The organism is Vibrio sp. Vb1166, assembly GCF_033338695.1.
GTDB lineage: Bacteria > Pseudomonadota > Gammaproteobacteria > Enterobacterales > Vibrionaceae > Vibrio > Vibrio alginolyticus.
Genome location: NZ_JAWOTE010000005.1, coordinates 62858 through 88232, shown reverse-complemented (window position 1 = coordinate 88232; position 25375 = coordinate 62858). Strand labels below are relative to the sequence as shown.

Here is a 25375-nt window from a genome sequence, read left to right as displayed (position 1 = left end):
TCTTGTGTATTTCGGAAGTCGCGCCGACCAAAGCAAGAGACAGCCGAAGAAGATAGACATAAAAGCAAGGATATCACTATGTTAACGTACAAGATACCTCCACTAAGTCCATATGTGACTTACGAAGAATACTCTCGCCTTACTGGTTTACCTATGGGCACCATCAAACAATACGTGACTGAAGGTCGCGTCATCATCAAGCCCAAAGACAAACGCCGCGATAAGCCGCTGATTAACATGGTTGCTATGCACGAAATGGCGGCTCGTGAAGCCATTGCTGCACTTGGGTAAGTAATGGGCTTTTCCTTTCTTATTCCAACTAAAACGCACTGCCCAATGTGGCTAAATGAGTTCTCGTTGGTTGTCATTCTCGTACCGCCTTTCATGTAAGAGTGTGGATCATGGACGCAAATATCGCTATGTGCGGATTCCGCGAACGCAAACAGCAATCTTTTAACGCTGCATGCTGCGACTTCGCTATCAATCATAATATGGAAAAGCTGGCTCCACGCATCGGCCTAACTGGGAGAATGCTGCGTAACAAGCTAAACCCAGAACAGCCGCACAAGCTGGACCCAGTGGATTTGGCATTGCTGAGCAAAGAATCCGGCGATTACACCATTGTGAACACACTCTTTGCTGACCTAGGTGTCGTGACGGTTCATTTACCTCAAGACGGGGAAGAGAAGAACCTTTTAGAGCGCACGTTACTTAACAACCAATATTCAGGTGAGCTGTCTAGCGATGCAATGCACATGTGCAGTGCAGACCGTTTACCTCGCAGTCAAAAGCGCAAAACCATTGCCAAGGTTCAAGCGGCCATCGGCAACTTGGTTTTGTTCGTCAACGATTTAGAAAACCGCACCACCGGCTTTCAGCCACTCATGCAAATGGGCACAGATTTCCTAGTCAACGGTGCGTCACTTCCAGGCTTAGCCTAAGGAGAACCAATGAGTCAGCTAGCTATTCAACAAGAACAACAAAAGCAAATACCCAACGCCAGCGAGAGCATCGCCGCTTGTAAAGCTTTGTTCAATGGTTCCGCTACACGCGGCAAGTTGAAAAAATTGTGGGACGCTATGCCACCACGCTTTCGCGGTATGGTTTTAGTCGCCGGTGATCTGAAAGCCTCGGAGCATGTGCGAGAGTTTGAAAGCTTTAATGATTTGGAGCTTCAAAAAATCCGTAGCGGCATGCAACAGATTAAAGAAATCGCTACGTTGTTCGATCGCAATCTTGGTGACGTTCGACGCCTCAAGCATTACCAATTCAGTAGTACCCATTAATTCTCCAAGCCTTTGCCCCTGTAACAGGGGGCTTTTTTCGTCTTAGCGTAGGAGCATAAAAGATGAATCTAAATGAAGTTGCAAACAAACTCGCTATCCAAACAACCATCAATAGTCTGTTCGCTTTGGCGTTGGATAGCTCAGACGTCATCAGTATTCGTATCGAGTACTCATCAAAAATGAGCCTTCTCAACGTGATTGTGTTCGACGAAAACACAACGAATCACGCTCACAACGTTGTATTGGTTGATAAAGAGCGTGCGCTTGAAGAGCTACTGAACATTGAAGATTACCTGATTGAACGCGTTGCCGTTCGTCGCGATGAGAAAGAGCTGGAGCCTGTCTTATGCAATACGCCGCAATAACGCTTTGTCCAGCTGGCGGTGTTATCCGCCATGAAGACACTCAAGAAGTTGCCAATGTAATGGTTGGCGACTTCGACTCGCTAGATCAAGCGATCGAACAAGCGTGTGTATCCCTCAGTTGCACTCATTTAACCAAAGGCGTTTTGAGCAAAGGCAATGGGAAAGGCGGCTTTATGTTGGTAACGACCCAAGAACTGGAGGCGGTATGAAAAATAAAAGGATCACTTCAGTTAGTGTCGGTGATGATGCCATTCAAATTTTGGAAGGACGAACAAAGACATATGAAAAGTGTGCTATTGCATATTTTGCTGGGCCGGAAGGATGGGGCATAACGATGACTATTCGACTAGAAGAGGTCGAAGATTTTCTGAAGTCTCCTGATACACAGACACTATTCGTTAAGTTTTCGAAAGAAAAATTAGGGATAGAGTATGAACCAATCTGACCTTCTCTATATCGGTGGGGCAGTGATGCCCCTGGACCGAATCAAAAATAATGACGCCAGCTATAATGCTGGTTTTTTAGGTTCCAAAATTTACTCAGACCAAGAACAAGCGCTTCTGAATAGCGGAATGGTCAAAAAAATAGCGATATATGACCGCGTTCCCAATCGAAAGTCTAAGCGTGAGCGAGATCTTCAAGAGCGAACTGACTTCTATAAATCTGTAAATTACCTCTCGGAACACGACCGCGAAGCGGCGGCGAGAATCGCCGAAGAGTATAGGCTAGTCAAAGGGCGCAAAAGTCCGACAGAGAAATTTCGCCACAGAAAAGACAAGCAAATTAAGCAGTTGATGAGTCTGAGCAAGTCTCTACGCCCTAAAAGTATCATCAGCAATGCCGACGCCAACTTTAGCCATGATGCTTTGTATGAAACGAACGAGCGCTCCAAACCTGCCATTCTCAATCAGAATGGAAAACGAGGACAAGGCGAACCTAAAAAGATTCCTATTTCAATGCAGCTAATGCACCGGTCTTGGAATGAAACTTATAAGTTTCAGGCGGTAACCGAAACGCCATCTAGTGCTGCGCCTGCGGAAAACAGTGGTGACAGGTTCTCGGAAAAGCTGACGTCCCGTTCTGTTTCTAAAATCTTTGAGGCAGGGGCTTACACTGCAGCTTGCCATGGTGGTTTCTCTACTTTTCTGACGCTGACTTTCACCAAGGCACAACGGATGGCCATATTCGGTGGAATGTTGGATGGAAGTGAGTGTGTCAGTATGGGATCGCATCACCCAATAATCTATAAGCGCAACATGGTGACAATACATCCCAAGCGTGGCGAAAAGAAAGTTGACCAACCAATCACGGATATTGGTGGAGAATACTGGCTGTTTCCAACCTCAGATAGTAAGCGTGTTAAAGCTATGAACCAGGGCAATGTCATAGTCGGCCCATATTGCGACCTTAAACAAAAGCCCAAGCAAGAGTTCTCGATGGAAAAAACTTTAGAGACAACAATAGGTAAAGAAGTCTCTCGTTTTCTTGATGGCGCAAAGAAAATGTATCAACGCGGCTGGGTTGCGGACCATACCATCCAAGTTGATAAAGATAGTGGACGAAAGTACTGCGACTTATCTCAGGAGAAAGTTGCTAAACATGTTCAGCCCGGCGATGTTGGCCCGACTTACTTGCCTGCTGATTTCCATTACATATGGGTAGCCGAGTGTCCAGCTAATGAAGATGGAGAGCCTAATCCGCACGTTCATATTTTGCTACGCTGGACGGTACCAGAGCATCTCTTTAGCCCTTGGGCTAAGCGACTTGAAAAAATATGGGGACATGGATTTGCGAAACTAGAGCGAATCAAAAAGCCAAAAGCCGCCGGTTCCTACATTATCAAGGCTGTTGGCTATGCCGCGAAAGGTGAAAATGCTGATCAAGGGCTAATCAAGGGAAATAGATACAATATCGCGAAGTGCTCAAGAGCTCCTGCCTGGGAAACTCTTGCTTCGTTTGAAGCTGGCAATATGACCGCAATAATTAAGGAGTTGGGCTACAAACTTGAGCAGTGGAAAAAGCCAATTAAGCGGCAAATCCGCAAGCTACGAAATGCCAAAGAGCAAACCATCAAGGCCAAAGCGATCGCCAAAAAGCAGCAGAAATCTGAGGAGTATCAGAACAAGCTTTATCAGAGAATCATCCGTTTGGAAAAGCAGGCCGAAAAGCTGAGTCAGAACTTGCATAGCAGGGGAGTACACGTGAATACGAGCAATCGCTTCTGCATTACGTTTGAGGGAGAACTGGCTAAGGATAAAGTAGACAAGTTTATGGTTTGGGCTGCTGGTGCAAGAGGGTGGTCATTGAACTGCAGGGATTTGGACCTGAGCGATATAAAACAAGACGCGAGTCACTTCTATCAATCTGAATATCAGCGATTTAAGGAGAATCAGTCCTATTGGCAATCACTATTACATGAATCTATACCACACATGGAAGTTGATGAAAGTGAGCTTTCTTATTGGCATAGCATTACGGCAGATTATCTTGAGGGGCGGCTTTTTCCAATATTGAGTTAGTCCGGTTTGTGTCGTCATAAGAACTTAAAGGTTAGAGTAGTGAACCGCTATTTCTTAAAGTTGATTTAAAGTGCTATTGTTTGCATAAAAATCTGAGCTGTAGGCCACATAAAGGCTATTGATTATTTGCTCGTCAGTTATGTGAATGTTATCCAACGGCTTTGTTTGTTCGAGGGATACGAGTATGAAGCATAATTTGAGTATAGTTAGACGAAAAACCAATCGTCCTAGTAATCCAACTGCAGCTGAGTTGGCCTTAGATCGTTTTGATGCGTTAGTCGACGATTTCTATAGCAAGTATCGTGTGGCTCCACCTGCGGGTGAAACTGAACAGCAAAGAGCAAAACGATTGCAGTTTGAAGCACAAGACTTGAGGTTTTTGAAAAAAATGAGGATTGAACTCATTGCTCATGCTCGAGTTGAAGATATGCAAGCTAAGTTGCAATCGTACTCTGCAGAAAACTTAAAAAAAAATGCGAAAGAGTTGTTCGTTGAAAAGCATCATCCGACGACGAAACTAGCTAATAATCTAACCGCTGCAGGAGAGCCTAAACCAACTAAAAACCATGAGCCTCACCATATCATTCCTGGCTCGGGAAGGTTTAGAAAAGCAGAAATGAGAGCCGCAAGATTAAATTTGCACATGCATAAAATTGGCATAAATGCGCCCGTAAATGGTGTTTGGTTAACAAATTATGCGAAGCATACGGACTTTAACTGGGAAGCACCTAAGTCTCCGGCTCACCGTTCGATCCATACATTTAATTATGAAACTTGGATTAGTTCCAAATTTTCGAAGGGTATTCTGAGTAAACAGCACTTTGAGGCTAACTTACTTCGGGTCAAAATGGAGTTAAAGAGTGGCACCTACCCTAAAGAGGTCTTGGAAGCTAAGAATGAAGTTTGGAAAGGATGATGACGGTTTATAAAATTACAGATGATTTAACTAAGTTTCAGTCGGTATGTTCTGGCCCAGATGAAATCGCTACCCAGTTGGGGGATTTCGACTATTTTGAGAGAATCTTATTGCAGGCTGTTGAAAATAAATCTCTGAAAGATATTTGGAAGCCTGCGGAGGTCGAGTTTGAAGATGTATTAACCGATAACTCTGTATTGCCTGATATTAGCTTATGGTTACGAACATATCTTGTTTTATCTCCGAGGGCATATGAAGCTCTAAATAGTTGCTTATCTGAAAGCGGGGATTTTTTACCTGTCAACTATCAAGGTGAACAATGGTATTTATATACATCGCTGACTTTTGGAAAAGAAGATAGACAAAAGTGTGTAGAGAAGATCTCATATGGAAGCCCTGATGGGTTAGAGGTTCTTGCATTCATTGATGATGATGTGAAAGATAAAGTGATCTTTAAATCAAGATTAGAAGGGGCTAGCAACTTATATTGTACAGAGAGGCTCAAGGCTATGTGTGAACAAAACCAGCTTAATGGGCTCGTATTCTCTTCTAATCTGACAGATCCATTCAGTTAACGAATAACCTGATTTTAAACAACCCTTCCGCAAAGAAAGCAGAGCGAGAGCTCTGCTTATATTCAATATTAGAAACCTAGGGTTTAATTCTCGGAGTTCTGTCAATAACTGTACGGAGCATCGCGAGTCACAGGTTAGCGAGCAGCTATCCCGAATACTTGAACCAATGAAGGATAGGGTGACTTCACCACCAAATATTGATGAAACGGCACTGGCCGCACTGCTAAAAGGCAGTACTTTACGCATTGATGATAAGACTAGTATCCAAATCCGCGCAGCGGAGGTCGATGAGTACGGCAACGTTCGTCTAGCTCAGCTGGTTGAAGTTACCCGCCCACCTGCAGAAAACAATCGTTGGATGAATTTTGAAGGTTGGGACCAGGCATTAGCCCAACCAGAAAAGCAAGAGTATCAACAACCAGACCTGTCGTTCTTCCCAGAGGTGGAAGATGATTGGCCGTTGATGTGATGCTAGTCTGAAAGCGATTTGTCTAGAGGTCTAGAAGAAATCTCCGTTAGTAGCTCTTGCTGAGTATTCTCCAAAATTTTTATCTTGCTTTCCATCGCTTCGCGCTCGAAGTTTTGCCAGTACATTACGGAACCAACAGCTATGATTGCTGAAGCAATTAACGCAGCTGTTAAGTTTTCCCAGACTGCAACTTTGAAAGGTTTGTGTACTGCTTGAACAATTTCTTCTTCTTTGACCACTTCCTGATAAGCTTCTAGTTCTTCAGAGAATGAAAAGTCAATATATTCGTTCAGCATACGCTCTGCATCTGCTCTGAATTTATTTATGCAGTCTTGGGAAGAGTGGAATGTGTTGAAATAGACTTCTATTTGGGTAGGTGTTGGGTATTCACCCGTTTTATCCTTATATGCGTGAATCCATTTTACTTTTTGTTCTTTGTAGAGGGCGTAGGCAACATAACCTACAAAATCGCCCTCTTCTTCTATAATGTCGCCAAAAGTATTGTGCTTCCACATTGCACTTAGACCACTTTTGATGCTCGGTAGGCTTTGAAACGCTCATTAATCTCTTTTTGAGAATAACGTCGTTGAGCTATCTGGCGCTTTACTTCTTTTGGCAAGTCGTAAGATGAAAGTTTTTTACCGCTCATCATGGCGGCATTTGCTCTCGCAGCTACACTTGTGCTCATGTCTACACTTCTCCGTACAACAGTAGTTGTATAAATTTGGGAGTAAATAAAAAAGGGGAAATTAGATTTGAAACAGTAGCCTGCAGTCCTTGCTCAGCTCCACTTTTGGTAAGTGGTTGTTTCGATAGTAAAGAGCTTTCATAAAACACTTTACATGTGCTAAGTCTCCATCATTTTGGCTGTTTCGTCAAATAATACGCGCTTTTGTTACTACGTACGTCGTCTTTTATAAGCTTCAATAAGCTGCGGTCGTCTTGAGTAAGGAGCCCAGTTATAGGTGGTTCAAGTAGAGAAGTGGCTAGGTTATTCCTACTTCACAGAAACGAAAGAAAATTTTTGAAGACAAAGGAATGTCAAAAAAACCACTGTGGAAACCTGTATAGATATACAGTATATTTCAGTGGTGATTAGTAAGGGTGTTGATATGTCGGATAAAAATCAAAACGATATCATGTTGTCTGCTTTAGAGATCGTCATTGATGGTGTAGCAAATAGTGAGGCGACAGAGCGAACTCGAGCGGCAGGTGCATACATAGCAGGTTTAATACTGGCGGATGCGAAAGGGCAGTTGGACTCCAAAAAACAAAAAGCCATCTTGAGTATTATCGAGATGGCTTGTGAAACGGAGAGTACTGCTTTTATGTCGAAGTAATTTACAACATAGATAGTTGGTGTTTGAGCTGTTGCCGTGCCTCTGGCGGCAACGCCTTACACAAGTTGAATGCCAGTTGGCTTGTCGTTTTTGCTGATGGGCTCAACGTATGGCTGTAAGACAAATTCATCACAAATGTATGTCCACATTCTGGGTCACTGCAGCTGCAATACAAATCTGAATGACTGTTGGTTAAGCGGTTGGATTTTTGGATACGGCTTTTGCTTCCACACTCCGGGCACAACACTCTCATATAAAACACCTAGCTTATTGACTGACTTAATAATCATACGTCAAAAGGCTGTGTTTTTATACAGTTTTGGAGGGTGGTTAGGCAGTATCTCCATGTATTAGATTGAAATTAAGCCGCAAATGCTTAGGTACCTCTGGGTCTGAGTTCACCTCATCCATAATCAACTCACAAACAGGAATGATCTCATCCTTGGCGTATTCACTGCCTATCTTCGTTGGATCGCCTAAACTGGTTGTGCCTTGAGGAATAATGCCAGCTTTACCAACAGGGAATCGGTGGCCGACAAGAATGTCCTGCGCGGTAATATTCTTAATGCGTTCGAATTCATCTTTGGTGGCGATATCACCAACCGGAATCAGCTGAATCCCTTTCTCTTTGCCGTTCGGAATATTCACAAACATACTGCGGAAGTTACCCACGCCTTTAGAGCTGGCGATCTTCTGCTTCAACATCTCTTCATCTTCTTCACTAAGGTTTGGGTCGGTGGCGTAGAAGATAAAGCCCATGTGTGCGCCGTTCTTATAGTAGCGACGGCGGAACAAAGTCGCGTCTTTATTCAGCAAGCTGCTCTGAATGCTGCCCAAGTAATCCGCCAAACCGTAGATTTGTTGCTGCGGGTCATACTGAGGCAAGAAAATAACATCTTCCTTTTTATATTCGCGTTGCTGGTTGTCGCGTTCCAGAATGACGAAATTGCCGTTTTTGCGTCTGCGAAGGTACATGCCAGGTAATGGATGCAAGCGAACAACACGTTTGAAACCATCGCGGATTTTAAGAAAGGCAGCATCGCCAAAGGTGAAGTAATCACGGCAAAAAGCTTGAATATGTCGGCGGCGGGTCGCGCCTCCATTTAGGAAGCGTCCGGCTACGTAGTTTGCCCGAGCAATCAACAATGAGCCATGATAGGCGTTGGCACGAGCAATATCTGCTAAGCCGCTGCGTGAAATCGGTGGTTCCCAATAGTTATCGGCATCGTTGTAGAACAAATCTGAATAGGTGGTCATCCAACTGTTTGAGTCGATGGACTCTGGTGAGGAGTCGATGTGATAGACCGACTCTGGCGCGTGTTCTTCTTGTTTGACTAAAGTGTTCATTTGCTCGGTCATGCTGCAGTGGCCCAGGTTGATTTAGTTGGTGTTGAGTGATCTAACGGTTCGTTAATGATGGCGTGAGAGATTGCCCAGAATGCATCGGCGTGTCCGGTCGTTTCGCTGCGTTCTGCTTTAAAGGTCATGGCGTTACCGCTGGCCGTTGGGACGCGCTTAATCGCCATAAACGCCATGGCAATGTCTTTGTGCTGCGCATCGAACTGCAGGCGTTTGGCTTCTACGACGTCAATCATCTTCATTACCAAGCGGTTCTTATTTTCGTTGCTGTAGTGGATGGCGTGAGCTTCACGTGGGTATTTCTTAGAAATTAAGTCCCAAACACCGCCGCCAATACCAGTGGTGTCGACTCCGATGTAAGTCACTTTGTAGCGCTGAAAGACTTTCTCTATTTCTGAAACGTGATATTGGAAGTTAAGCCCTTTCCAATAGTGTTTTTCTAATACACGGAAACGTTCACCCGCGACTACAGGCGGTGCGACAACCACCAAACAGGCATTGTCACGGGTTCGGCTTGGGTCGTAACCTAACCAAACTTCCCGATTGGCAAAAGGACGTTTGTTATTTGGCTTGAAGTCCTGCCAGTGGGCGGCATCCACCATGCCTTTTTCGAGGTCAGAGAATTTGAAGACAGACAGCGAACCGTCGACAAACACACACATAAACAGGTTTTTGAAGTCATCATCACTGTATTCTTCGCGCAGTTCTTCAATGTCAAACAGGTCACAACCACCGTTTGCCGCATCTTCAATGGTGACAGCATAACGCCACTGTTTGTCGGGGCAGAGTCGCCCGCCGTCTCGGAATTCATCAAAGGTCGGGAATTCGACGTGGGCGCGTGAGTCTTTACCTTTCCGCCACTGGTCACCAGTCCAGAACGGATAAGCCTGGTGCATCTTAGACGATGGCGTAGAAAAGTAGGTTTTGCGCCACTTCTTATGCGTTGCCATTGCCGAAGCAAGTTTGTTCAGCTCATCGAACTTAGGTATCCAGAAATATTCATCGACATAAACGTGGCCGTGATAACTCTGTGCTGTTTTGCTGTTGGTGGACAAAAAGCGCAGTTCGGCACCGTTGGAGAGAATAATAGGGTTGCCGGTTAACTCAATGTCTAAGAACTCTTTACCAATCGCAATGATGTAGCTGCGGAAAACTTCAGCCTGTGCGCGTGATGCAGAAAGAAAAATTTGGTTGTCACCAGTCAGAATCGCATCTTCTAAGGCTTCACCACTGAAATAGTAGGTAGCGCCTATCTGGCGAGACTTCAGAATATTACGAATACGCTGTTTGATGTTGTTACGCATCGTGTGCTGGTATTTGAACAGAGATTCGTGCCAGCCTTTAAAGTCATCTTCTGTCAGGTGCTCAATGCTGTTTTTCTTACGGTTTTTTTTACGGTTGCCATTACTGCTGCTTTGTTTTGATGAGTCACCATCACTCTTTGGTGAACTGCCTTGCGAAAGGTGCCGCTCTACTTTGGCTTTTGCATCAGCGTGAGCTTTTAACAGCTTAACGTGGTGATCGATAAGCTTGTCCATTTCCTTGAGCTGCTGATCGGTTTTCTCATCCTTATCTATCAACACCGCCAAACGACGATTAATCATTTCCTCAACAGAAAGTTCATTAAGCAACAAAGCCCAGCCGAATTTCTCCGCCCAGGTATAAATGATGCGCTCACTATTAAGGTTCAGTTGCGCTGCAATTTCTTTCGGAGGAACACCGCGTAAATAAAGCTTTTTCGCGGCTTCTCTTATTTCATCTGAATATGCCATAGCTGCATCATACGCGCCGAAAACTTGCAGATGACCTAGATAAATTCCTGAAAATTCTAGTTTTGGCAAAATCCGAATTGGTAGGAATTGAAGTGGCTGAAAGCCGTTATTCAAAGGCGTATTGTTTGCTCACACCGATATGTGAATGACAAGTTTGAGTACCAAAATGCCAAAGATTAGTGACTGGAAAATCATTGCTACTGAGGGGCCAACCGTAGACGGGCGCAAAATTACCCGTGATTGGATTGAGCAAATGGCGGCAAGCTATGACCCAAAAGAGTACACCGCACTAATCTGGCCAGAACACCGTCGATTTTATGGTTACGGTGAAAACTGGGGCAATGTTGTTGAGCTTAAAGCGGAAGAGGAAGGCGGCAAATTACGTCTGTTCGCGAAGCTGGAGCCAAACGAATACTTGCTGGAAGCTAACCGCAAAAAGCAAAAGCTGTTTACATCCATCGAACCAAATCCCGATTACAAGGGCGAAGGGCGTTGCTATTTAATGGGCCTAGCTGCGACTGACTCCCCAGCCTCCACAGGTACCTCGCTCCTTCAATTCTCTCGCAAATCAGGTGAAACCACCGAATTAGAGTGCAGCGCATTGGAAGAAGTCGATTTTTCTGAGTGTTTCACGCGCAAAGACCGCTTTTTCGCGGCATTCAATGAATTTTTCTCTTCTGGCGATGAAGGGCCAGAAACTCCATCAAAAGTAGAGGACACCGACGTGACCGAAGATCAACTTAAAGCAGCACTGCAAGAGCAGTTTTCTGCATTCAAAGGCGAGTTCAAGCAAGAACTGAAAGAAGAGTTCAACTTGCAAGACGAAACAGAAACGCCAGAGCCAGAAGAGAAGGGAACAAGCGTTGATCTGTTCTCTGCCACTCTGGACGAAAAACTAAAACCGTTAATCGAGAAAGTGAACGGTCTCGAAAACCAATTCGCTGAACTTTCAAAAGAAGTTCCGGGTCAAGAACCAGATGGTTCTGGCGCTGACGATAAATTCTCAGCTAAGGAGATGTTTTAATGCTGAACGCAATTTCAACTCAATACCTGCAAGAGTTCTCTTCAACAATGTTGACAAGTGCAGGCGCGTCAGCAGGTCAAACCATGTTTAACCTTACGCCGCCAATGGAAACTAAGCTGCGTCAGGCAATTATGCAGTCAGATGCCTTCTTGGGCATGATCGCGATGCTGCCTGTACAGCAAATCAAAGGTCAGGTTGTTGATGTTGGTAACGATGGTCTATCAACAGGCCGCGGCAACAATGAGCGCTTTAGCGTAGAAGTAGGCCAAAGTGGTAACACCTACGAGTTGGTTAAAACTGATTCTGGTGCGCACATTCTTTGGGAAACCATGACGCAATGGGCGAACTCAGGCTCTAAAAATGAATGGTTGAAGATGATGCAAAATGCCATCTCACGCCGTTTTGCTCTCGATATTCTACGTGTTGGTTTCAATGGTACATCGGCTGCAACGGTAACAGACCCAGTCGCAAATCCACTTGGTCAGGATGTCAACAAAGGTTGGCTGACTATCGCGAAAGAGAAGAAAGCGAGCCAAGTCCTGGCTTCTGCCCAACTCGACCCAACAGGTGCAGCCACGGACTCATACAAAAACCTAGATTCGTTAGTTCAAGACCTGATCAATACCACGATTGCGCCAGAGCACCGCCAAGACCCTGATCTTGTGGTTCTCGTCGGTTCAAACCTGGTCGCAGCAGAGCAGCACCGTTTACTGGAAGCGGCAAACACGCCTACCGAGCACAAAGCTGCTCAACAACTGGCAAAAACCATTGCAGGTAAGAAAGCCTATCAAGCGCCGTTCTTCCCAGCCGATCAGGTTTGGGTAACCAACACCAAAAACCTGCAAGTACTCACGCAGGAAGGTACGCAGTGGCGTAAGCAAAAGAACGATGAAGATACGCTTCGCTTCAAACAAAACCATATCCGTATGGAAGGTTACGCCATCGGCAACCTGAACAAGTTCGCTGCGATTGAAGCGGTGACCGTTGTTGAACCAGCGGTATAGGTGGGGTGATTTATGGTTAGCCCATTAGCAAAACAGCGTCGAAAGCTCATTGAACAGCAAGCTAACCAGTCTGCACCGGAAGTCGTTTCCGGTGCAGATACCGACAGCCTGCACATCAAGCTGATTGAGTTTGAAGAAGACCGAAAGTATTTGCGCTCATTTAACGCCATCGCTGATCGAATTAAGCACAAGCGTGAAGTGCTGGTACCGAAATACAAGCCGTATGTTCAGGCCTACTTAGAAAGTGGCGAAGCGTTCGAAAACCCAATTTTTACCAACATGGTGGTTTGGCTATTCGACATTAAAGAGCTGGATGCCGCGATTGAGTGGTGCATGAAAGCCATTGAGCTAGATTTGCCTACGCCAGAAAACTTCCGCCGTGACTGGCCGACGTTCTGTGCTGACGAAGTGTTGGCATGGGCGGAGAAAGAATCCGAACGTGGTCATTCCATTGAGCCTTATTTCTCCCAGGTGTTCGACAAGGTCGAGAAAGAGTGGCGCTTGCACGAGAAGGTTCACGCCAAGTGGTACAAGTTCGCGGGTTTATACCTAATCCGAAATGAAGAAGGCCAGCCGCAAGCCACAGCGGTTGGCAACGTAGAAACGCTAGAAAAAGCCTTGGCTCTGCTTCAACACGCGCACGATAAGAACAGCAAAGTGGGGGTGGGTACCCAAATTAAGAAGATTGAAGCCCGTATTCGCGCCATTAACGAAGGCAAGAATCTGTAAAGACTCCTACGCCACCGCGCCTCGGCTGGTGAGGTAAGAGAAGCTAACCGGCTAACTCGATACCGTCGACCCAGTGGCTAGAGGCGCCCTAATTTAACTAATCAAGGGACCGTTATGAGCTTTGGCGGAAATGTTAACAGCGCAGTCGATATCGCTATACCAGGTGAAGGATGGCCGGATTTATCTACGGCTGAATTTCGCAGTTTACGCCGTGTTCCCCATACGTTTGATAACGACTCTTTGAACTACGCGGTGACCATTGCCGCGCTGAATATTCAAGAACGATTAGAAAGCCTGATTGTCGGTGGCGAAAAACCAGTGCTGAGCAATCCGAAAATCATGCTCTACAAACGTGCGGTTTATGGTCGGGCTCACGCCGAGCTGCTGAAAGAGTTTGCGACTCAAGACCGCCGAAAAGAAGGTGAAAGCGTGGCAACGGATGAACCGGAACAAGAGGCACGTTTTCTCGCCCAGAGTAACAAAGATGTGCGCGCACTCCTTGGTCGCAGTGCGAATGGGATTGACTCGATATGAGCGAAACCACTTACAACAAAACCAAGCTTGAGCACCTGACGGATTACATCGTCAGTCACCTGAACTCCAATGTGCTCGATAACAAAATCGATGCCTGGCAGGAAAACGGCTCCATTGTGCCAAACGGTGAAGACAGAGGGAACGGCGGTTATATCGCGTGTTACTGGAAGTACAACGCAGTGGTCAGTATTGAAGAGTTTCCACACCGACTTTTGGACCCTCGCTGCTTACTTGCTTTGGTTGCCTGTTGGCTGAGCGATTACGACACCACGCGTAATGAAGATGAGTTAGGTGACCCAGACCTTTCGGTTGATGTGATCAGCAGTGAAGTAGCCGATGTTGCCATTGAACTGGAAATGATGGAGCCGATTGAGCTGATCCCTGACCCTGCGGGAATGATCACTTGGCGAGGGGAAACCTACCGAGTACAGGCCGTTGAAATCTACACCGCAGAAGAAGCGGAGTTGGTGAATGAAGCCACAAATTAAGGTCAATGAGCGCGATGTGCTCAACATGCAGGAAAAGCTGGCCATGCTGGCTCTGCCACCTAAAAAGCGAGTCTGGATACTGAAAACCCTTGGCCGTTGGGAAACGACCAATACCAGAAAGCGCATTCGCTCCCAAAAAGACGTTAACGGACGCGCTCTGCAACCAAAGAAAGGAAAGAAGAAAGGCAAGGTTTTAAAGCGGATGGCAAAGGGCTTAACGCCTTATGTGAGAAACGCTAACCAGCTTGATTTGACTTGGAGTAACAAGTTAACCGCAAAAATCGCAGCAAGGCACCACCTTGGTCAAAAGCAAAAAATGACCAAGCGCCAAATGCAAAAGCGATGGGGTAAACCAGATTACTCAGCACCTTGTACCAAAGGGCAAGCGAGAAAGCTAAGAGAACTGGGTTACACGGTACCGAGAAAAAGCGGTAAAGGACGAAAGAAACCCAGTTTACGTGAGTTGATGGCAACCATCACCCACGGACAAGCAGGACAGCTTATTCGAGAACTCTCTAATCAGCCAAATATCACCAGTTGGGATATTCCATTAGCAGAGCGTCAGATTCTCGGTAGTAAAGAACGTGAAGTGAACCGCCAGCTCATCAAGATATTTGAGCAGGCAAAACAGAGGAAATAACCAATGGCAACCGGAAAGGTAGAGGTTAACAATCTCAATTTGGCACAAGGCGGTATCCCTGAGATAGAACGTCACGTGCTTTTCATCGGGCGTACTGACAAGGCAGAACTGCAAGGCAAAGTGACCCGCATTAATAACATGACCAACCTTGACGAAGTTGTTGCCGATGATGCGCTTGGTCTGAACGTGAAAGCCGCCCAACTTAACGGCAAACAAAACTGGACGGGTGCGATTGTCGGCTTAGGTGCAGACGATACGTGGCAAGACGCTGTTGATCTGGCGAACCGGACTGACTCATTCGAAGGCATTGCCATTTGTGACCCAGTCACGGTCAAAACTCAGTTTGATGACATGCAGTCGAAAGCAACCGAGCTGACCAGCAAACTTGGTCGTTGGGTGTTCTTCCTCGCCGCTTGTGCGGGCATTGATTCAACCTCTGATACAGGCCAAACGTGGGCAGAGTACGAAACCGCCATGCTTGACCTGGTGAAAGATGTTTCTGCAAACCTCGTGACGCCCGTTCCTCAGCTTAACGGCAATAACGTGGGTGTACTGGCTGGTCGTTTATGTGATCGAAACGTCACGGTAGCAGACAGCCCAATGCGTGTCGCAACAGGCTCAGTATTGAGCTTGGGTGACATGCCAACGGACAGCGCAGGCAAAGCATTAGAGATGAGCACCATCGCAACGCTAGCCGACGCACGTTACTCACTGCCGCAATGGTACGCCGATTTAGAAGGGGTGTACTGGTCGGACGCAACCACATTGGAAGCCAAAGGCGGTGATTATCAGTACCTCGAATACGTTCGCCCGGTGCACAAGCTTAACCGCCGTGTGCGTATCAAAGCGATTCGACGTATTGCCGACCGCATTCTTAACTCAACGCCTGCAAGCATTGAGCTGAACCGCACTTACTTTCGCAAAGATATGCGTGATATGTCGAAAACGACAGAAGTTGGCGGCATTACCTTCCCTGGTGAAATCATGCCGCCAGAAGATGGTGACGTCACCATTCAGTGGGTAACCAAAACCAAAGTGTCGATAGGTTTGATGGTTCGTCCTCATAACTGCCCGAAATACATCGTGGTCAACATCGCGCTTGATCTTACTAACCCTGCAGATTTGGAGGCGTAATCCATGAGAATTTCTGGCAAGAACATGCATTTCTCTTTGGGTGACTACAAGCTCAAAGCACAAAAAGTCTCGTTATCCATCACCGATAATTCCGCCGTCAATAAAACCTCTGGTGTGCCAGATGGTTACGTCGACGGAGATGTTGAGGCTAGCGGTGAGATGGAGCTGACCACGCAGCAATTTAACCTACTAAGCAAAGCAGCGAAACAAGCCGGCTCTTGGCGAGGAATGCCTGATTTTGATGCGCTGTTCTACGGCAAGATTGATAAAGATGAGCTCAAAATTGAAGCCTTCGGATGTCGTATCAAAATCTCTGACCTACTTGATGCCGATTCGAATGGCGGTAGTGCATTAGTTCACAAGCTGCCATTCGAGGTGACAAGCCCAGACTTTGTCAGCATCAACGGTGTGCCGTACCTACGTCCGGATGAAACCGAAGACTTGGTTCAATAACAAGGAGGCATGATGGCAGATGTTATCGACCATGCCTGCGGTATTGAAACCCAATTCACAGAAGTGGCGCTTGCCAACCAACTGGCAAGGGCTAAGCAAATTGAAAAACGGGAAAGCGCACATGAATGCGGCGAATGTGGCGACCCAATCCCAGAAAAACGCCGCCAAAAAGTACCAGGTTGCATCTACTGCACCCAGTGTCAAAGCGAATTGGAGCGAATGACCCGATGAATTTAGCAAAGCTCTTTGTTGAGAAAATCATGAAGCCAGTCCTTGACCACTTAGACATGGCATCCGGTGGTAAAGGCACAATGAACACTCAAGCGGCCATTAATCTGATCCTGATGATTATTGCCCATGAGTCTGGAAAGTTTACTTACTCAAAACAAGTGCGTGGTCCTGCATTGGGCTTTACCCAAATGGAGCCAGCCACCTTCAACTGGCTTGTCGAGTGGTTAGGTAACAGCCGCCCTCACTTGTTGGATGCATTGTCGATGTTTTGCCCCGTTGAGCACTTAGACCCTCGTTACATGGTGATTTCACCCGAGTTCGCAGTGGCAACCGCACGACTCAATTTAATTCGGTTCCCGGAAGCCTTGCCTGAAGCCGATGACCTAGAAGGCTTGGCTCGGTACGCGAAGAAGTACTGGAACACGAGCGCAGGGAAAGCAACCGCAGAAGATTACCTGCAAGCATATCAATCGCTAATCGGAGAAGCAGCATGAGTTTCATAACTGGAATCGTTGGCAAGACATTGTTGGAAGTACTGAAAGGTCTGTTCTTTCAAATCAGTTGGTCAATCATCCTTGAACGCTTCGCCACACGTCTTGTGGTATGGGGCTTGGAAACCTTGAAAGGCCTGAGCACAAACGATGTTCTGCAAGAAACCGTGGATGACATCATCAACGCTTTACAAGGCAAACGCTTAAAAGAAGTGCCACAGAAGGAATAGCGATGGATTCATCATGGATATCGGCGATTGTGGCAACGATAGCGCTGCTTATCGCCATCATCAATGTGGTTTTCGGCAGAACGGATAAAGGGCAGAACACCGCCCGAGATCATGATCGTCGTATCCATGCCAATGAGCTAGCCACTGAGCGACTGCGTGGTGATGTCGCTGAAAAGTACGCCACCAAGCACGAACTACGGGAAGCCGTAGATGATTTGAAAGATTCAATTAACGGACGGTTCGACCGTTTGGAAACCAAGCTAGATAAAGAGAGAGATGTAGCATGAGCAAGCAAATTGTACTAACGGTTGGTGACGCAGATATCACGTTCGTCCCAACAGAAGCAGATTACAACGACTACATGAACGCCTTGGCACAGGGTGAAATCGTAAACTCTGCGCATAACTTTCTGATGAACACCGTTACAGAAGAAAGCAAAGAAGCCTTCCGTGAATTGACGAACGATAACCCAGGAGCAGCGATTCAGGTTGTGGGTGAAGTTCTCAAGGAATACACGCCGAAGCTACAGATCAAAGTAAAAAAATAGATGCCCTTGTTCGGGCTATGGACTCCAACGAGCTCGAACAAATGCTTACCTGGCGCCGTAAGTGGTTGCCGGGTGAGACAGACAGCGAAGAGAACCTTGCAAGGGCAATTTGGTTAGAGCGTCAGTATTGGGAAAACATGCAAGCTGCCACCGCCAATGGGGTTGCCAGGGCGTTTAGCTGATAAGGAACACGATGTTACCAGAAGCACTCAGATTTCAAGTTGGATTGATTGACCAGATTTCTAAACCTCTGGGCAATATTCAACGCAATTTGCATGATGTCACCAATACCTACCGTCAGGGTACTCATACCATGATGGCTGGCGCGGCAGGCATGGTGGGTGCTGGCTTTGCATTGCAACAAGCCTTGATGCCAGCAATTGAGATGGACAGGGCATTAGGTGAAGTGAAATCACTTGGTGTTGCCGATGACCAACTAAAAACCCTTACCCAAACCGCAATGAAGTTTTCGGTTGAATATGGTAAGTCGGCCACTGAATTTGTGGCGGCTTCGTATGATATCAAATCTGCTATGGGAGATATGACAGGTGATGAACTGGCGGGTGTCACAAGAAGCTCGGCTATTTTAGCCGCTGCGACTAAAGCAGATACAGCCACCATTACCAACTACATGGGCACCATGTACTCGGTTTTTAAAGACCAAGCCGATCGGATTGGTAAAGACAACTGGGCTGAACAAGTTGCAGGTATGACCGCAAAATCTGTCGAGAGGTTCAAAACCACGGGTCAAGGCATGTCGGATGCGTTTAAAGGTGTTGGCGCATTAGGTAAAACTCACGGCGTAGCCATTCAAGAGCAAATGGCCGTGCTTGGCCTACTACAAGGCTCTATGACTGGTAGTGAAGCGGGGACTCGTTACAAAGCTTTTATGAATGGTGTTGTCAAAGCACAAGACAAGCTTGGTATGTCGTTTACTGACAGTAACGGAAAAATGCTGCCCATGTTCGACATTATGTCGAAACTACGCAACCAATTCGGTGAGTTAGATTCACTGGAAATTGATCAGATTAAGCAAGCTTTCGGCTCGGATGAAGCCGTGCTGCTTATCACTGACTTGATAGGCAAAACGAATGAGCTGCAATCCAGCGTCAAAGACCTAAATGATGCTAGTAACTTAAATACGGCAATTAACATGGCCGGAGCGATGACCGACCAATGGGAACGACTCGAACAAGGCGTGTTTGCAGTTCGCACTGCTTTTGGTGCCGCGTTGTTGCCTTCTCTCTTGCCTGTGATTTCAAGCTTGGCTGATGGTGCGATAGAAATCATCGAATGGACAGAGATGTTCCCGAACCTGACCAAGTACATTGGTTTTGCTGCCATGGCGATTTTAGGTGCAGCAGCAGCAGGTGGTGTTTTTACCTTAATGATGGGTGTCGGTAAACAAGTCATGGCGACTTATATGCTCACCATGAAGATGTTTACAGGGGTGAACTTTTTACTAACCAAAGGAATGGCAGCGCTTCGCGTTGCAATGCTAGCGGTAAACATCGCAATGATGGCGAACCCAATAGGATTCATTACTGGTGCTCTCGTTGCCGCAATCGCCGCAGTGGGTGCGCTGATCTTCTACTGGGATGATCTGAAAGCCTCGTTGGGTGACACAACCTGGTTCCAAGTACTAGAAGGGGCAATCACTTTAATCACACTTCCATTCAGAGCCATGTTTGAGTTCATCAAGGCAGGTTGGCAATGGGTCATGAGCGGCTTTACCGACACTAGTGGATTTGCCTTTATCGGTGATATGGCCAACTCAATTAAGGACGTTTTTTCCGGAGTGTTCAATTGGATTTCTCAGAGCCTAGCGGGAATTTGGGATTCCGTGAAAGGACTCATTGATTGGATACCAGGTTTGGGCGGTGATGATGAAGCGACTCAAGTGAAATCGAAGTCCGTTCAAAGCGCTACGCCTCGTGCACAAATTCAACCTGGGGGCGCAGCCAAGAACATTGCCAGCTATCAAACCAGTTCGACGAACTACGGTGGTGTGGCGATTTATCCAACCTACATGAACAGCCCGCAAGACATGGCGAGTGAAATAGAAATGGCGGCAGGCTAATGGCGGATTACAAATACCAAGACATTTTGATTGAGAACGGGGATGTGGTGCTCGATGCAGGCCGCAACCCAATCTTGATTCAAGACCGAGCGGTTATTGCCCAAGACATCAAACACGCCATCATCGAGAGTAACTTAGCGGTGGATTTAATCGCTGAGCGAAGCCCATCCAAGAAAGCCGATATCCGCACCAAGCTGGAATTGCTGGTTGAAGAAGATGTTCGATTGGTACCGGGTACCGTGCGTTTGGATGAACCGACTGAGGGCACGATTTACGTGTTTGCCGACACCATGGACTTTGGCGAGTTGAAATTAGAGATAGTGAATAACGGAGAGCGTTAATGACTGATATTCCAAAACCGGATTATTCCGAACTGGTGAAGCAATCCGGTATCCCAACCGATGAAGCAGGGTGGAAGAAAGTACTCAAAGAGGAGATGGATAAAGAAGGTTCCATCATCTCAAACGACTCGCCGTTTTCTCCATTTTGGCGACTCATTGAAGCCACCGTAGTGAAAGTCACGATGTGGCTCATCAATACCTTATTGGTTGGCTATGTCTTGCCGAATATGTTTGTTGCGACCGCTGTAGACCAATGGCTCGACTTGTTGGCGTGGCAATGCAAACTCACCCGAAAAGGGGCAACCAAAGCCAAAGGAATGATCGCTTTTCAACGTTCTGCGGTTAAAGGCCCTGCGTTGGTGATCCCCAAAGATACGTGGGTACAGACCGAACCGATTAACGGCACGATTTACCGGGTGAAGGTGCTTGCTGATACCACGATGCCTGAGAACGACACCATGGTGATGGCAGAAGTCGAGGCAGAGAACGAGGGCGCGGCTTACAACCTAGGTGAAGGGTATTACCACATTTTACCAACAGCCATTCCGGGCATTGGCGCAGTGACCAACCCTGCTGAATGGTTGAATGAAGCTGGGGCAGACAAAGAGAGTAATGACGAACTCCGCCTACGTATTCGTAACCAATGGAGCGCAGTAGCAAGATGGCACATTGACGCAGCTTACCGTTCACTGCTCACCAGTCGCGCAGGTATCAATGACGATAATGTCTATTTTGAGCACAACGCTCCGCGTGGTCCAGGTACCGCCAACGCGTTCATCCTTTTAGATACGGGGGAACCATCGGCAGAAATGTTGGCGGATTTGAATGAGTACATCCGTGTCGAAGGTCAGCACGGACATGGTGATGATCTGCAAGTCCTCGCCATGCCAGAAACAACCCACGATATTGTCTGCCGGGTTTGGCCACTTCGTTCATTAACGATGGAAGACCGAGATGCGTTGAAAATGAAAGTGGAGCAGTTTATTAGTGCGGCTTTCCGTGAGAACACCGATTACTCGCCAACAGTTACTAGTCCGGTGCTTCGATTCAGTTTCTCAAGATTAGGGCAAGAGCTGCATGAGCAGTTTTCGGAGATTGAATCGCTCGAATTCGATAATGCCGACATCATCAATAACTTGACGGTACCGCGCATTAATTCTCTGGGGGTGACCGTTGAAAATTCCTGAGATTAATCTGCGTTACTGGATGGGACGTGGCGAACTGGCTAAGTTCGCCCGAGCCATGCGTAACTACTGGGAACATGTGAGGTCGGCATTCGAAATGCCATTGCAGCAGCATGACCCACTTACTGCACCAATAGCACTGGTGAATATCCTTGCCTGGCAACGCGATATAGAACGCCTAGGCCAAGAGCCGGAAGCGTTATTTCGAACCCGTGTGGCTCACGCTTATGGCTTCGCACGTGACGCGGGCACGATAGCAGGCTGGGAAGATATGTTTGCCAAGTTGGGTTATCCGCACATTGGACAAGATGAGCGTTTGGCTAATGTGGATTGGGATGTGATCAGCGTAAAAATCCGCGACGGTGACCTAACCAATGTCCCTAAGTTGTTAGATACCGTCATTAGACAGTACGGGCGCACTTGCCGCCGATATCAATACACCAGTTATGTTGAAATGCCGTTGGCCGCTCGAAGCAAGAACGTCGAAGCGCAATACACCACGTCTCACGTTAAGACCAGGCTCAACGTTGGCATGCTTCCAAGTGTGCTGAACGTCGACTGCGAATATTACCAAGCCACAGTGAAGGGTTAAGGAATTACTAAACATGGCAAATACCACTGACAAGTCAATTTTAACTGCCGCAGGTAAAGCACTGTTGGCACAGCTCAACGCTGAAGAAAAGCCGCTTATCATCGACAAAATGATATTTGCGAATATTCCCAACCGCCCAGATCTCCCACAGCCAGATGATGTGGTACCAACTGACGACATTGTTCATCAAGAGCAGGTTGAGCAACGCGGCCGACTTTCTGCTGACTCGGTGATTTACAGCACCACCTTGACCAGCGATGTTGGTCCGTTTGAGTTCAACTGGACAGGCGCATACTGCTCTGAATATGGCGTATTAGTCACGATTGACCATCACGCGCTAACACCAAAGACGGCAGATGAACCAGGTGTTGCGGGTAATACCTTGGTGCGTTCGGTCGTACTTGAATACAAAGACATCGCGGAAATCACCAACATCACGGTGGATGCATCCAGCTGGCAATACAACGCCACTGATCGAATGAAGAAGATGGACAGTGATGTGGCGCAATCCATCATCGACCAGAACGGCAAAGACTGGTTTATCGAAGATGGTTTCTTGGTGACGCCATCAGGCAGTGCATACAACATCAAAGCGGGTGCCGGTTATGTATCAGGTAACCGAGTGAGCATGGAATTTGACCGAAGTATTCAGGTACCCAATAAGCCCTCGTTCATCTACATCGATGCGCACCGCGAAGGTACACCAACAGGTGAGCAGGTGACTCTGTTTGATTTCGTTATCACGGCCGAAGAGAAAGACGATTACATCGATTCATCGACTGGTAAAGATATCTCGCATTTCGTGTGCAAAATTGCCAAGGTGCTGGCTGATGGAACAGTGAGTGATTTGCGAGGCATTGGTGGCACGAAAATGATGACAATGTCATTACCAACTTTTACGTCATTCACTGATAGAAGCTTGGACTGTGAACATGTCATCACCAGAGGCTACTATTCGCCAGGCGATAAAGGTTCAGCAGAATTTACATTTACAGGGAACGTTAAGCTTGAAGAAGCGGGTAAGTCGCATCTCGACATTGGGTTAGTCTACGATTCGAAGGGTAGGGAATTTGAAATTGTCAGCAGCCCTTTGAATTATCGCCAGTTTGGTGCGGTATTAGACGGTCAAACTTCGGTAATGCAGCAAATTAAAGACTGTCATGATTGCGCGAATCTAAAGCTGGTTCCAGTTCAGAATGAAGATGGGAAAGCACTGATTGATGATAGCCACTTAGTGGTTATTAACACGAATGTGGATTGGGGAATGACAGAATTCATCATTGATTCAAGTGTTGGTAACCCGGCGACTTGGAGCATGCCCGTCCTATTTCGAGCGGAAGGAAACCCGCTGGAAACCTTCCTTTTGCCGCTGAATAAAAGTGAGTTCTACGAATCGTCAAGTTGGTTGCCATCACTGGCGACTCTTCATAACGCGTTTATATTCATTGATTCTGATACGCCTCATATCAAGCGTTACCCATCATCATCTACGTTTGAAAATAAACGAGAGCCAAACCGAGTGGGTAAAAACGGTGAGTTGAATAAGCCTTTACGATTTGATTACACGCAATCTGAATCACTGACCGTTCAGTATCGTAATATGGAGCAGTGCTACATTACCATTAAGGGAGGGTTCCTCGACCAAAATGGCAGTCCTAGCCATATCTTCTTAGAAATAGCGCGCAACAATACGATTTGGCACCTGGTTGGTTTCAAAGATAAAACCAATTCAGACCAAAAAAATATCCGTGCTCCAATGAGCTATTCAATGTGTGCTGACGTTCGTCTCATCGACGTCAACGCAGAAGCACCGACTCGTTTGGATGGGACAGATGGCACTTATGGCCTTTCCGGAACGGGCGTCGTGGACTTATATCTGGAAAACCTGAACGCCTATTGTGGTTATGGTTTCGCGGGTATGAACCTCGTCAATGGGGTGACGTTGAAGAGTTGTAAAATCAACCGATTTGATGGGCACTTCGGTCTTTGGGACCTCTTAGCAGAAGACACCCATTTTAAAGAATGGGGGATATTGGTTGGTTCTGGAGGCGGTTACCTCAAGCTAAAGAACTGCTCTAAGTTCTTTGGAAAGTCGACCAAGCTTAATTCTAAAGATTACGGTTTTAGTGATGTAGTTCAGTTGCGTCCTGACTATGCAAGTGAATGGCGAGGTACCATAGAAATTGATGGTCTGAGAATGATTGTGGATACCAGCATGTCGCGTGATATTGGATTGCAGATAGTTAAGTTCCATTGTGATGGCGACTATGGAGCAAGCCATATCGTCGAGTGGGCAAGAAATATCATCATCAAAGACGTGGTGATTGAAGCTCCGGACTCTCATCTCACTTATCAGGCGTTTGGTGTTGTTTGTGTCGATTTCTCAAACAATGCCATTACTACAGGGACTCGACTTCCTGCGCGAGTCATTATCGACAACGTCAACTACTCAAAAGAAAACCCTAATGCCTACATATCTGCCGTGAACGGACCTAAGGATTTGTATGTCAAAATGAATGCTGAAGCGGGCGATGCTGCGGATGGGGCGCACAATGCGGTTTGGTCTGTTTCTCGAATTTTTAATGCGAACCGTAATCCAAGGTATAACGAGGGTAATTCTCCTGGTGCAGAAACGCTGGTTCAATATGCTCCAAATACTAATGAAAGAAACATTGGTGCGGATAGAATCAAGCTTCGTATTTTGATTAGCCAGTGCACCATGTTTGATGTTGAAATTACGGTATCCCATTACTTGGAAGTTCACGGTGGATCATGTGTGGCTTATGATCAATATTCCGGCTCATTTGCTTCAGACGGTATCGCTTGGTTTCACAATTGCCAAATCATGCCATTACCCGTTGATAGTACCGGAAAGCCAGAGTTTGGTCCGCATCATCTCAGAGGGTGTAGCATTTTAAAAACGGATGCAGGATACACCGCGAGTTATTTACGCAGCTCTCAAGGAGTGCTAGTTGAAAAAGATGTGGTGATAACAGGTAGTGTTACGCCTTCCATGATGTTTAATGGGTATCTTTCAGATAGCCGTTTCGAGCCAGTTGCCTAGGAAGTGGA

Annotated in this window: 35 protein-coding genes; 30 read left to right on the top strand and 5 right to left on the bottom strand. The window is 46.6% G+C overall.

The annotated features are described in order from the left end of the window. The first annotated feature begins 78 nt into the window (after nucleotides 1-78). From R7E51_RS07780 to R7E51_RS07735, 10 genes are all read left to right on the top strand, one after another. On the top strand, nucleotides 79-291 hold the full coding sequence (locus R7E51_RS07780; RefSeq protein WP_017821157.1) for a hypothetical protein: 213 nt from the start codon (nucleotides 79-81) through the stop codon (nucleotides 289-291). Nucleotides 292-401: 110 nt separating this feature from the next. After that, nucleotides 402-941: a phage regulatory CII family protein gene (locus R7E51_RS07775; protein ID WP_149150497.1), complete on the top strand. Its 540-nt coding sequence runs from the start codon at nucleotides 402-404 to the stop codon at nucleotides 939-941. 9 nt (nucleotides 942-950) lie between these two features. Then, a complete protein-coding gene (locus R7E51_RS07770; protein ID WP_206958106.1) occupies nucleotides 951-1286 on the top strand; it encodes a hypothetical protein in 336 nt (111 codons plus the stop codon). Between the two features lie 62 nt (nucleotides 1287-1348). Continuing rightward, the gene (locus R7E51_RS07765) at nucleotides 1349-1651 is read left to right on the top strand and encodes a hypothetical protein (protein ID WP_206958104.1); all 303 of its coding nucleotides are present in this window, start codon (nucleotides 1349-1351) and stop codon (nucleotides 1649-1651) included. Beyond that, complete coding sequence (locus R7E51_RS07760; protein WP_206958103.1) at nucleotides 1633-1860, top strand: hypothetical protein; 228 nt, start codon at nucleotides 1633-1635, stop codon at nucleotides 1858-1860. The genes R7E51_RS07765 and R7E51_RS07760 overlap by 19 nt, the downstream gene beginning before the upstream one ends. After that, nucleotides 1857-2096, top strand: a complete 240-nt coding sequence (locus R7E51_RS07755; RefSeq protein ID WP_206958102.1) for a hypothetical protein — start codon at nucleotides 1857-1859, stop codon at nucleotides 2094-2096. The genes R7E51_RS07760 and R7E51_RS07755 overlap by 4 nt, the downstream gene beginning before the upstream one ends. Further along, nucleotides 2083-4170 carry a rolling circle replication-associated protein gene (locus R7E51_RS07750; RefSeq protein WP_206958101.1) on the top strand — a complete coding sequence of 696 codons (2088 nt, stop codon included), beginning with the start codon at nucleotides 2083-2085 and terminating at the stop codon, nucleotides 4168-4170. Before R7E51_RS07755 ends, R7E51_RS07750 begins: the two co-directional genes overlap by 14 nt. 184 nt (nucleotides 4171-4354) lie before the next feature. Continuing rightward, nucleotides 4355-5086 (top strand): AHH domain-containing protein, encoded by a 732-nt coding sequence (locus tag R7E51_RS07745; RefSeq protein WP_206958100.1) that lies wholly within the window; start codon nucleotides 4355-4357, stop codon nucleotides 5084-5086. After that, entirely contained in the window at nucleotides 5086-5661 is a 576-nt protein-coding gene (locus R7E51_RS07740; protein ID WP_025605273.1) for a hypothetical protein, read from the top strand. The genes R7E51_RS07745 and R7E51_RS07740 overlap by 1 nt, the downstream gene beginning before the upstream one ends. 178 nt (nucleotides 5662-5839) lie before the next feature. Then, a complete protein-coding gene (locus R7E51_RS07735; protein ID WP_318118728.1) occupies nucleotides 5840-6130 on the top strand; it encodes a hypothetical protein in 291 nt (96 codons plus the stop codon). Nucleotides 6131-6132: 2 nt separating this feature from the next. Here R7E51_RS07735 and R7E51_RS07730 read toward each other — a convergent pair whose 3' ends face one another. Together R7E51_RS07730 and R7E51_RS07725 are read right to left on the bottom strand one after the other, a co-directional pair. Beyond that, nucleotides 6133-6645, bottom strand: a complete 513-nt coding sequence (locus tag R7E51_RS07730) for a hypothetical protein (protein ID WP_206958099.1) — start codon at nucleotides 6643-6645, stop codon at nucleotides 6133-6135. 5 nt (nucleotides 6646-6650) lie between these two features. After that, nucleotides 6651-6818, bottom strand: coding sequence for a hypothetical protein (locus tag R7E51_RS07725; RefSeq protein ID WP_180902841.1), 168 nt, complete (start codon nucleotides 6816-6818; stop codon nucleotides 6651-6653). Nucleotides 6819-7242: 424 nt separating this feature from the next. Here R7E51_RS07725 and R7E51_RS07720 point away from each other — a divergent pair, with 424 nt between their 5' ends. Continuing rightward, nucleotides 7243-7470, top strand: a complete 228-nt coding sequence (locus R7E51_RS07720; protein WP_180921059.1) for a hypothetical protein — start codon at nucleotides 7243-7245, stop codon at nucleotides 7468-7470. A gap of 1 nt (nucleotide 7471) precedes the next feature. Here R7E51_RS07720 and R7E51_RS07715 read toward each other — a convergent pair whose 3' ends face one another. From R7E51_RS07715 to R7E51_RS07705, 3 genes are all read right to left on the bottom strand, one after another. Further along, nucleotides 7472-7723: an ogr/Delta-like zinc finger family protein gene (locus tag R7E51_RS07715; protein WP_079765352.1), complete on the bottom strand. Its 252-nt coding sequence runs from the start codon at nucleotides 7721-7723 to the stop codon at nucleotides 7472-7474. Between the two features lie 77 nt (nucleotides 7724-7800). Next, nucleotides 7801-8829, bottom strand: a complete 1029-nt coding sequence (locus tag R7E51_RS07710) for a phage portal protein (RefSeq protein ID WP_206958097.1) — start codon at nucleotides 8827-8829, stop codon at nucleotides 7801-7803. Next, nucleotides 8826-10601, bottom strand: coding sequence for a terminase large subunit domain-containing protein (locus tag R7E51_RS07705; RefSeq protein ID WP_085342833.1), 1776 nt, complete (start codon nucleotides 10599-10601; stop codon nucleotides 8826-8828). Before R7E51_RS07705 ends, R7E51_RS07710 begins: the two co-directional genes overlap by 4 nt. 166 nt (nucleotides 10602-10767) lie before the next feature. On the opposite strand from R7E51_RS07705, the gene R7E51_RS07700 reads away from it, so the two are divergent. The 19 genes from R7E51_RS07700 (at nucleotide 10768) to R7E51_RS07610 (ending at nucleotide 25367) form a co-directional block, all read left to right on the top strand. After that, a complete protein-coding gene (locus R7E51_RS07700; protein WP_206958094.1) occupies nucleotides 10768-11625 on the top strand; it encodes a GPO family capsid scaffolding protein in 858 nt (285 codons plus the stop codon). Continuing rightward, the gene (locus R7E51_RS07695) at nucleotides 11625-12629 is read left to right on the top strand and encodes a phage major capsid protein, P2 family (RefSeq protein ID WP_206958093.1); all 1005 of its coding nucleotides are present in this window, start codon (nucleotides 11625-11627) and stop codon (nucleotides 12627-12629) included. The genes R7E51_RS07700 and R7E51_RS07695 overlap by 1 nt, the downstream gene beginning before the upstream one ends. 12 nt (nucleotides 12630-12641) lie before the next feature. Then, entirely contained in the window at nucleotides 12642-13358 is a 717-nt protein-coding gene (gene gpM, locus R7E51_RS07690) for a phage terminase small subunit (protein ID WP_025517551.1), read from the top strand. A 114-nt stretch (nucleotides 13359-13472) separates the two neighbouring features. Beyond that, nucleotides 13473-13892 carry a head completion/stabilization protein gene (locus R7E51_RS07685; protein ID WP_025517552.1) on the top strand — a complete coding sequence of 140 codons (420 nt, stop codon included), beginning with the start codon at nucleotides 13473-13475 and terminating at the stop codon, nucleotides 13890-13892. Beyond that, nucleotides 13889-14380 (top strand): phage tail protein, encoded by a 492-nt coding sequence (locus R7E51_RS07680; protein ID WP_025589358.1) that lies wholly within the window; start codon nucleotides 13889-13891, stop codon nucleotides 14378-14380. The genes R7E51_RS07685 and R7E51_RS07680 overlap by 4 nt, the downstream gene beginning before the upstream one ends. After that, nucleotides 14364-15020, top strand: a complete 657-nt coding sequence (locus R7E51_RS07675) for a virion morphogenesis protein (protein ID WP_085342830.1) — start codon at nucleotides 14364-14366, stop codon at nucleotides 15018-15020. Before R7E51_RS07680 ends, R7E51_RS07675 begins: the two co-directional genes overlap by 17 nt. Before the next feature lie 3 nt (nucleotides 15021-15023). Beyond that, a complete protein-coding gene (locus R7E51_RS07670; protein WP_206958092.1) occupies nucleotides 15024-16154 on the top strand; it encodes a DUF2586 domain-containing protein in 1131 nt (376 codons plus the stop codon). Nucleotides 16155-16157: 3 nt separating this feature from the next. Next, on the top strand, nucleotides 16158-16607 hold the full coding sequence (locus R7E51_RS07665; protein ID WP_025605246.1) for a phage protein: 450 nt from the start codon (nucleotides 16158-16160) through the stop codon (nucleotides 16605-16607). Nucleotides 16608-16619: 12 nt separating this feature from the next. After that, a complete protein-coding gene (locus R7E51_RS07660) occupies nucleotides 16620-16838 on the top strand; it encodes a TraR/DksA C4-type zinc finger protein (RefSeq protein ID WP_085342828.1) in 219 nt (72 codons plus the stop codon). Continuing rightward, a complete protein-coding gene (locus tag R7E51_RS07655) occupies nucleotides 16835-17332 on the top strand; it encodes a hypothetical protein (RefSeq protein WP_065302674.1) in 498 nt (165 codons plus the stop codon). The genes R7E51_RS07660 and R7E51_RS07655 overlap by 4 nt, the downstream gene beginning before the upstream one ends. Then, nucleotides 17329-17559 carry a hypothetical protein gene (locus R7E51_RS07650; protein ID WP_025517568.1) on the top strand — a complete coding sequence of 77 codons (231 nt, stop codon included), beginning with the start codon at nucleotides 17329-17331 and terminating at the stop codon, nucleotides 17557-17559. Before R7E51_RS07655 ends, R7E51_RS07650 begins: the two co-directional genes overlap by 4 nt. Nucleotides 17560-17561: 2 nt before the next feature. After that, on the top strand, nucleotides 17562-17846 hold the full coding sequence (locus tag R7E51_RS07645; RefSeq protein WP_025517570.1) for a hypothetical protein: 285 nt from the start codon (nucleotides 17562-17564) through the stop codon (nucleotides 17844-17846). After that, the gene (locus R7E51_RS07640; RefSeq protein WP_047508669.1) at nucleotides 17843-18106 is read left to right on the top strand and encodes a putative phage tail assembly chaperone; all 264 of its coding nucleotides are present in this window, start codon (nucleotides 17843-17845) and stop codon (nucleotides 18104-18106) included. Before R7E51_RS07645 ends, R7E51_RS07640 begins: the two co-directional genes overlap by 4 nt. A gap of 41 nt (nucleotides 18107-18147) precedes the next feature. Continuing rightward, nucleotides 18148-18288 carry a DUF6890 family protein gene (locus tag R7E51_RS07635; RefSeq protein ID WP_164673212.1) on the top strand — a complete coding sequence of 47 codons (141 nt, stop codon included), beginning with the start codon at nucleotides 18148-18150 and terminating at the stop codon, nucleotides 18286-18288. An 11-nt stretch (nucleotides 18289-18299) separates the two neighbouring features. Further along, nucleotides 18300-20186, top strand: a complete 1887-nt coding sequence (locus R7E51_RS07630) for a phage tail tape measure protein (protein WP_206958091.1) — start codon at nucleotides 18300-18302, stop codon at nucleotides 20184-20186. Further along, the gene (locus R7E51_RS07625) at nucleotides 20186-20527 is read left to right on the top strand and encodes a DUF2590 family protein (RefSeq protein WP_065302671.1); all 342 of its coding nucleotides are present in this window, start codon (nucleotides 20186-20188) and stop codon (nucleotides 20525-20527) included. The genes R7E51_RS07630 and R7E51_RS07625 overlap by 1 nt, the downstream gene beginning before the upstream one ends. Continuing rightward, on the top strand, nucleotides 20527-21714 hold the full coding sequence (locus R7E51_RS07620; RefSeq protein WP_085342825.1) for a baseplate J/gp47 family protein: 1188 nt from the start codon (nucleotides 20527-20529) through the stop codon (nucleotides 21712-21714). The genes R7E51_RS07625 and R7E51_RS07620 overlap by 1 nt, the downstream gene beginning before the upstream one ends. After that, the gene (locus R7E51_RS07615; protein WP_085342824.1) at nucleotides 21701-22303 is read left to right on the top strand and encodes a phage tail protein; all 603 of its coding nucleotides are present in this window, start codon (nucleotides 21701-21703) and stop codon (nucleotides 22301-22303) included. Before R7E51_RS07620 ends, R7E51_RS07615 begins: the two co-directional genes overlap by 14 nt. A gap of 13 nt (nucleotides 22304-22316) precedes the next feature. After that, on the top strand, nucleotides 22317-25367 hold the full coding sequence (locus tag R7E51_RS07610; protein ID WP_242531415.1) for a phage tail-collar fiber domain-containing protein: 3051 nt from the start codon (nucleotides 22317-22319) through the stop codon (nucleotides 25365-25367). Nucleotides 25368-25375: the final 8 nt, after the last annotated feature.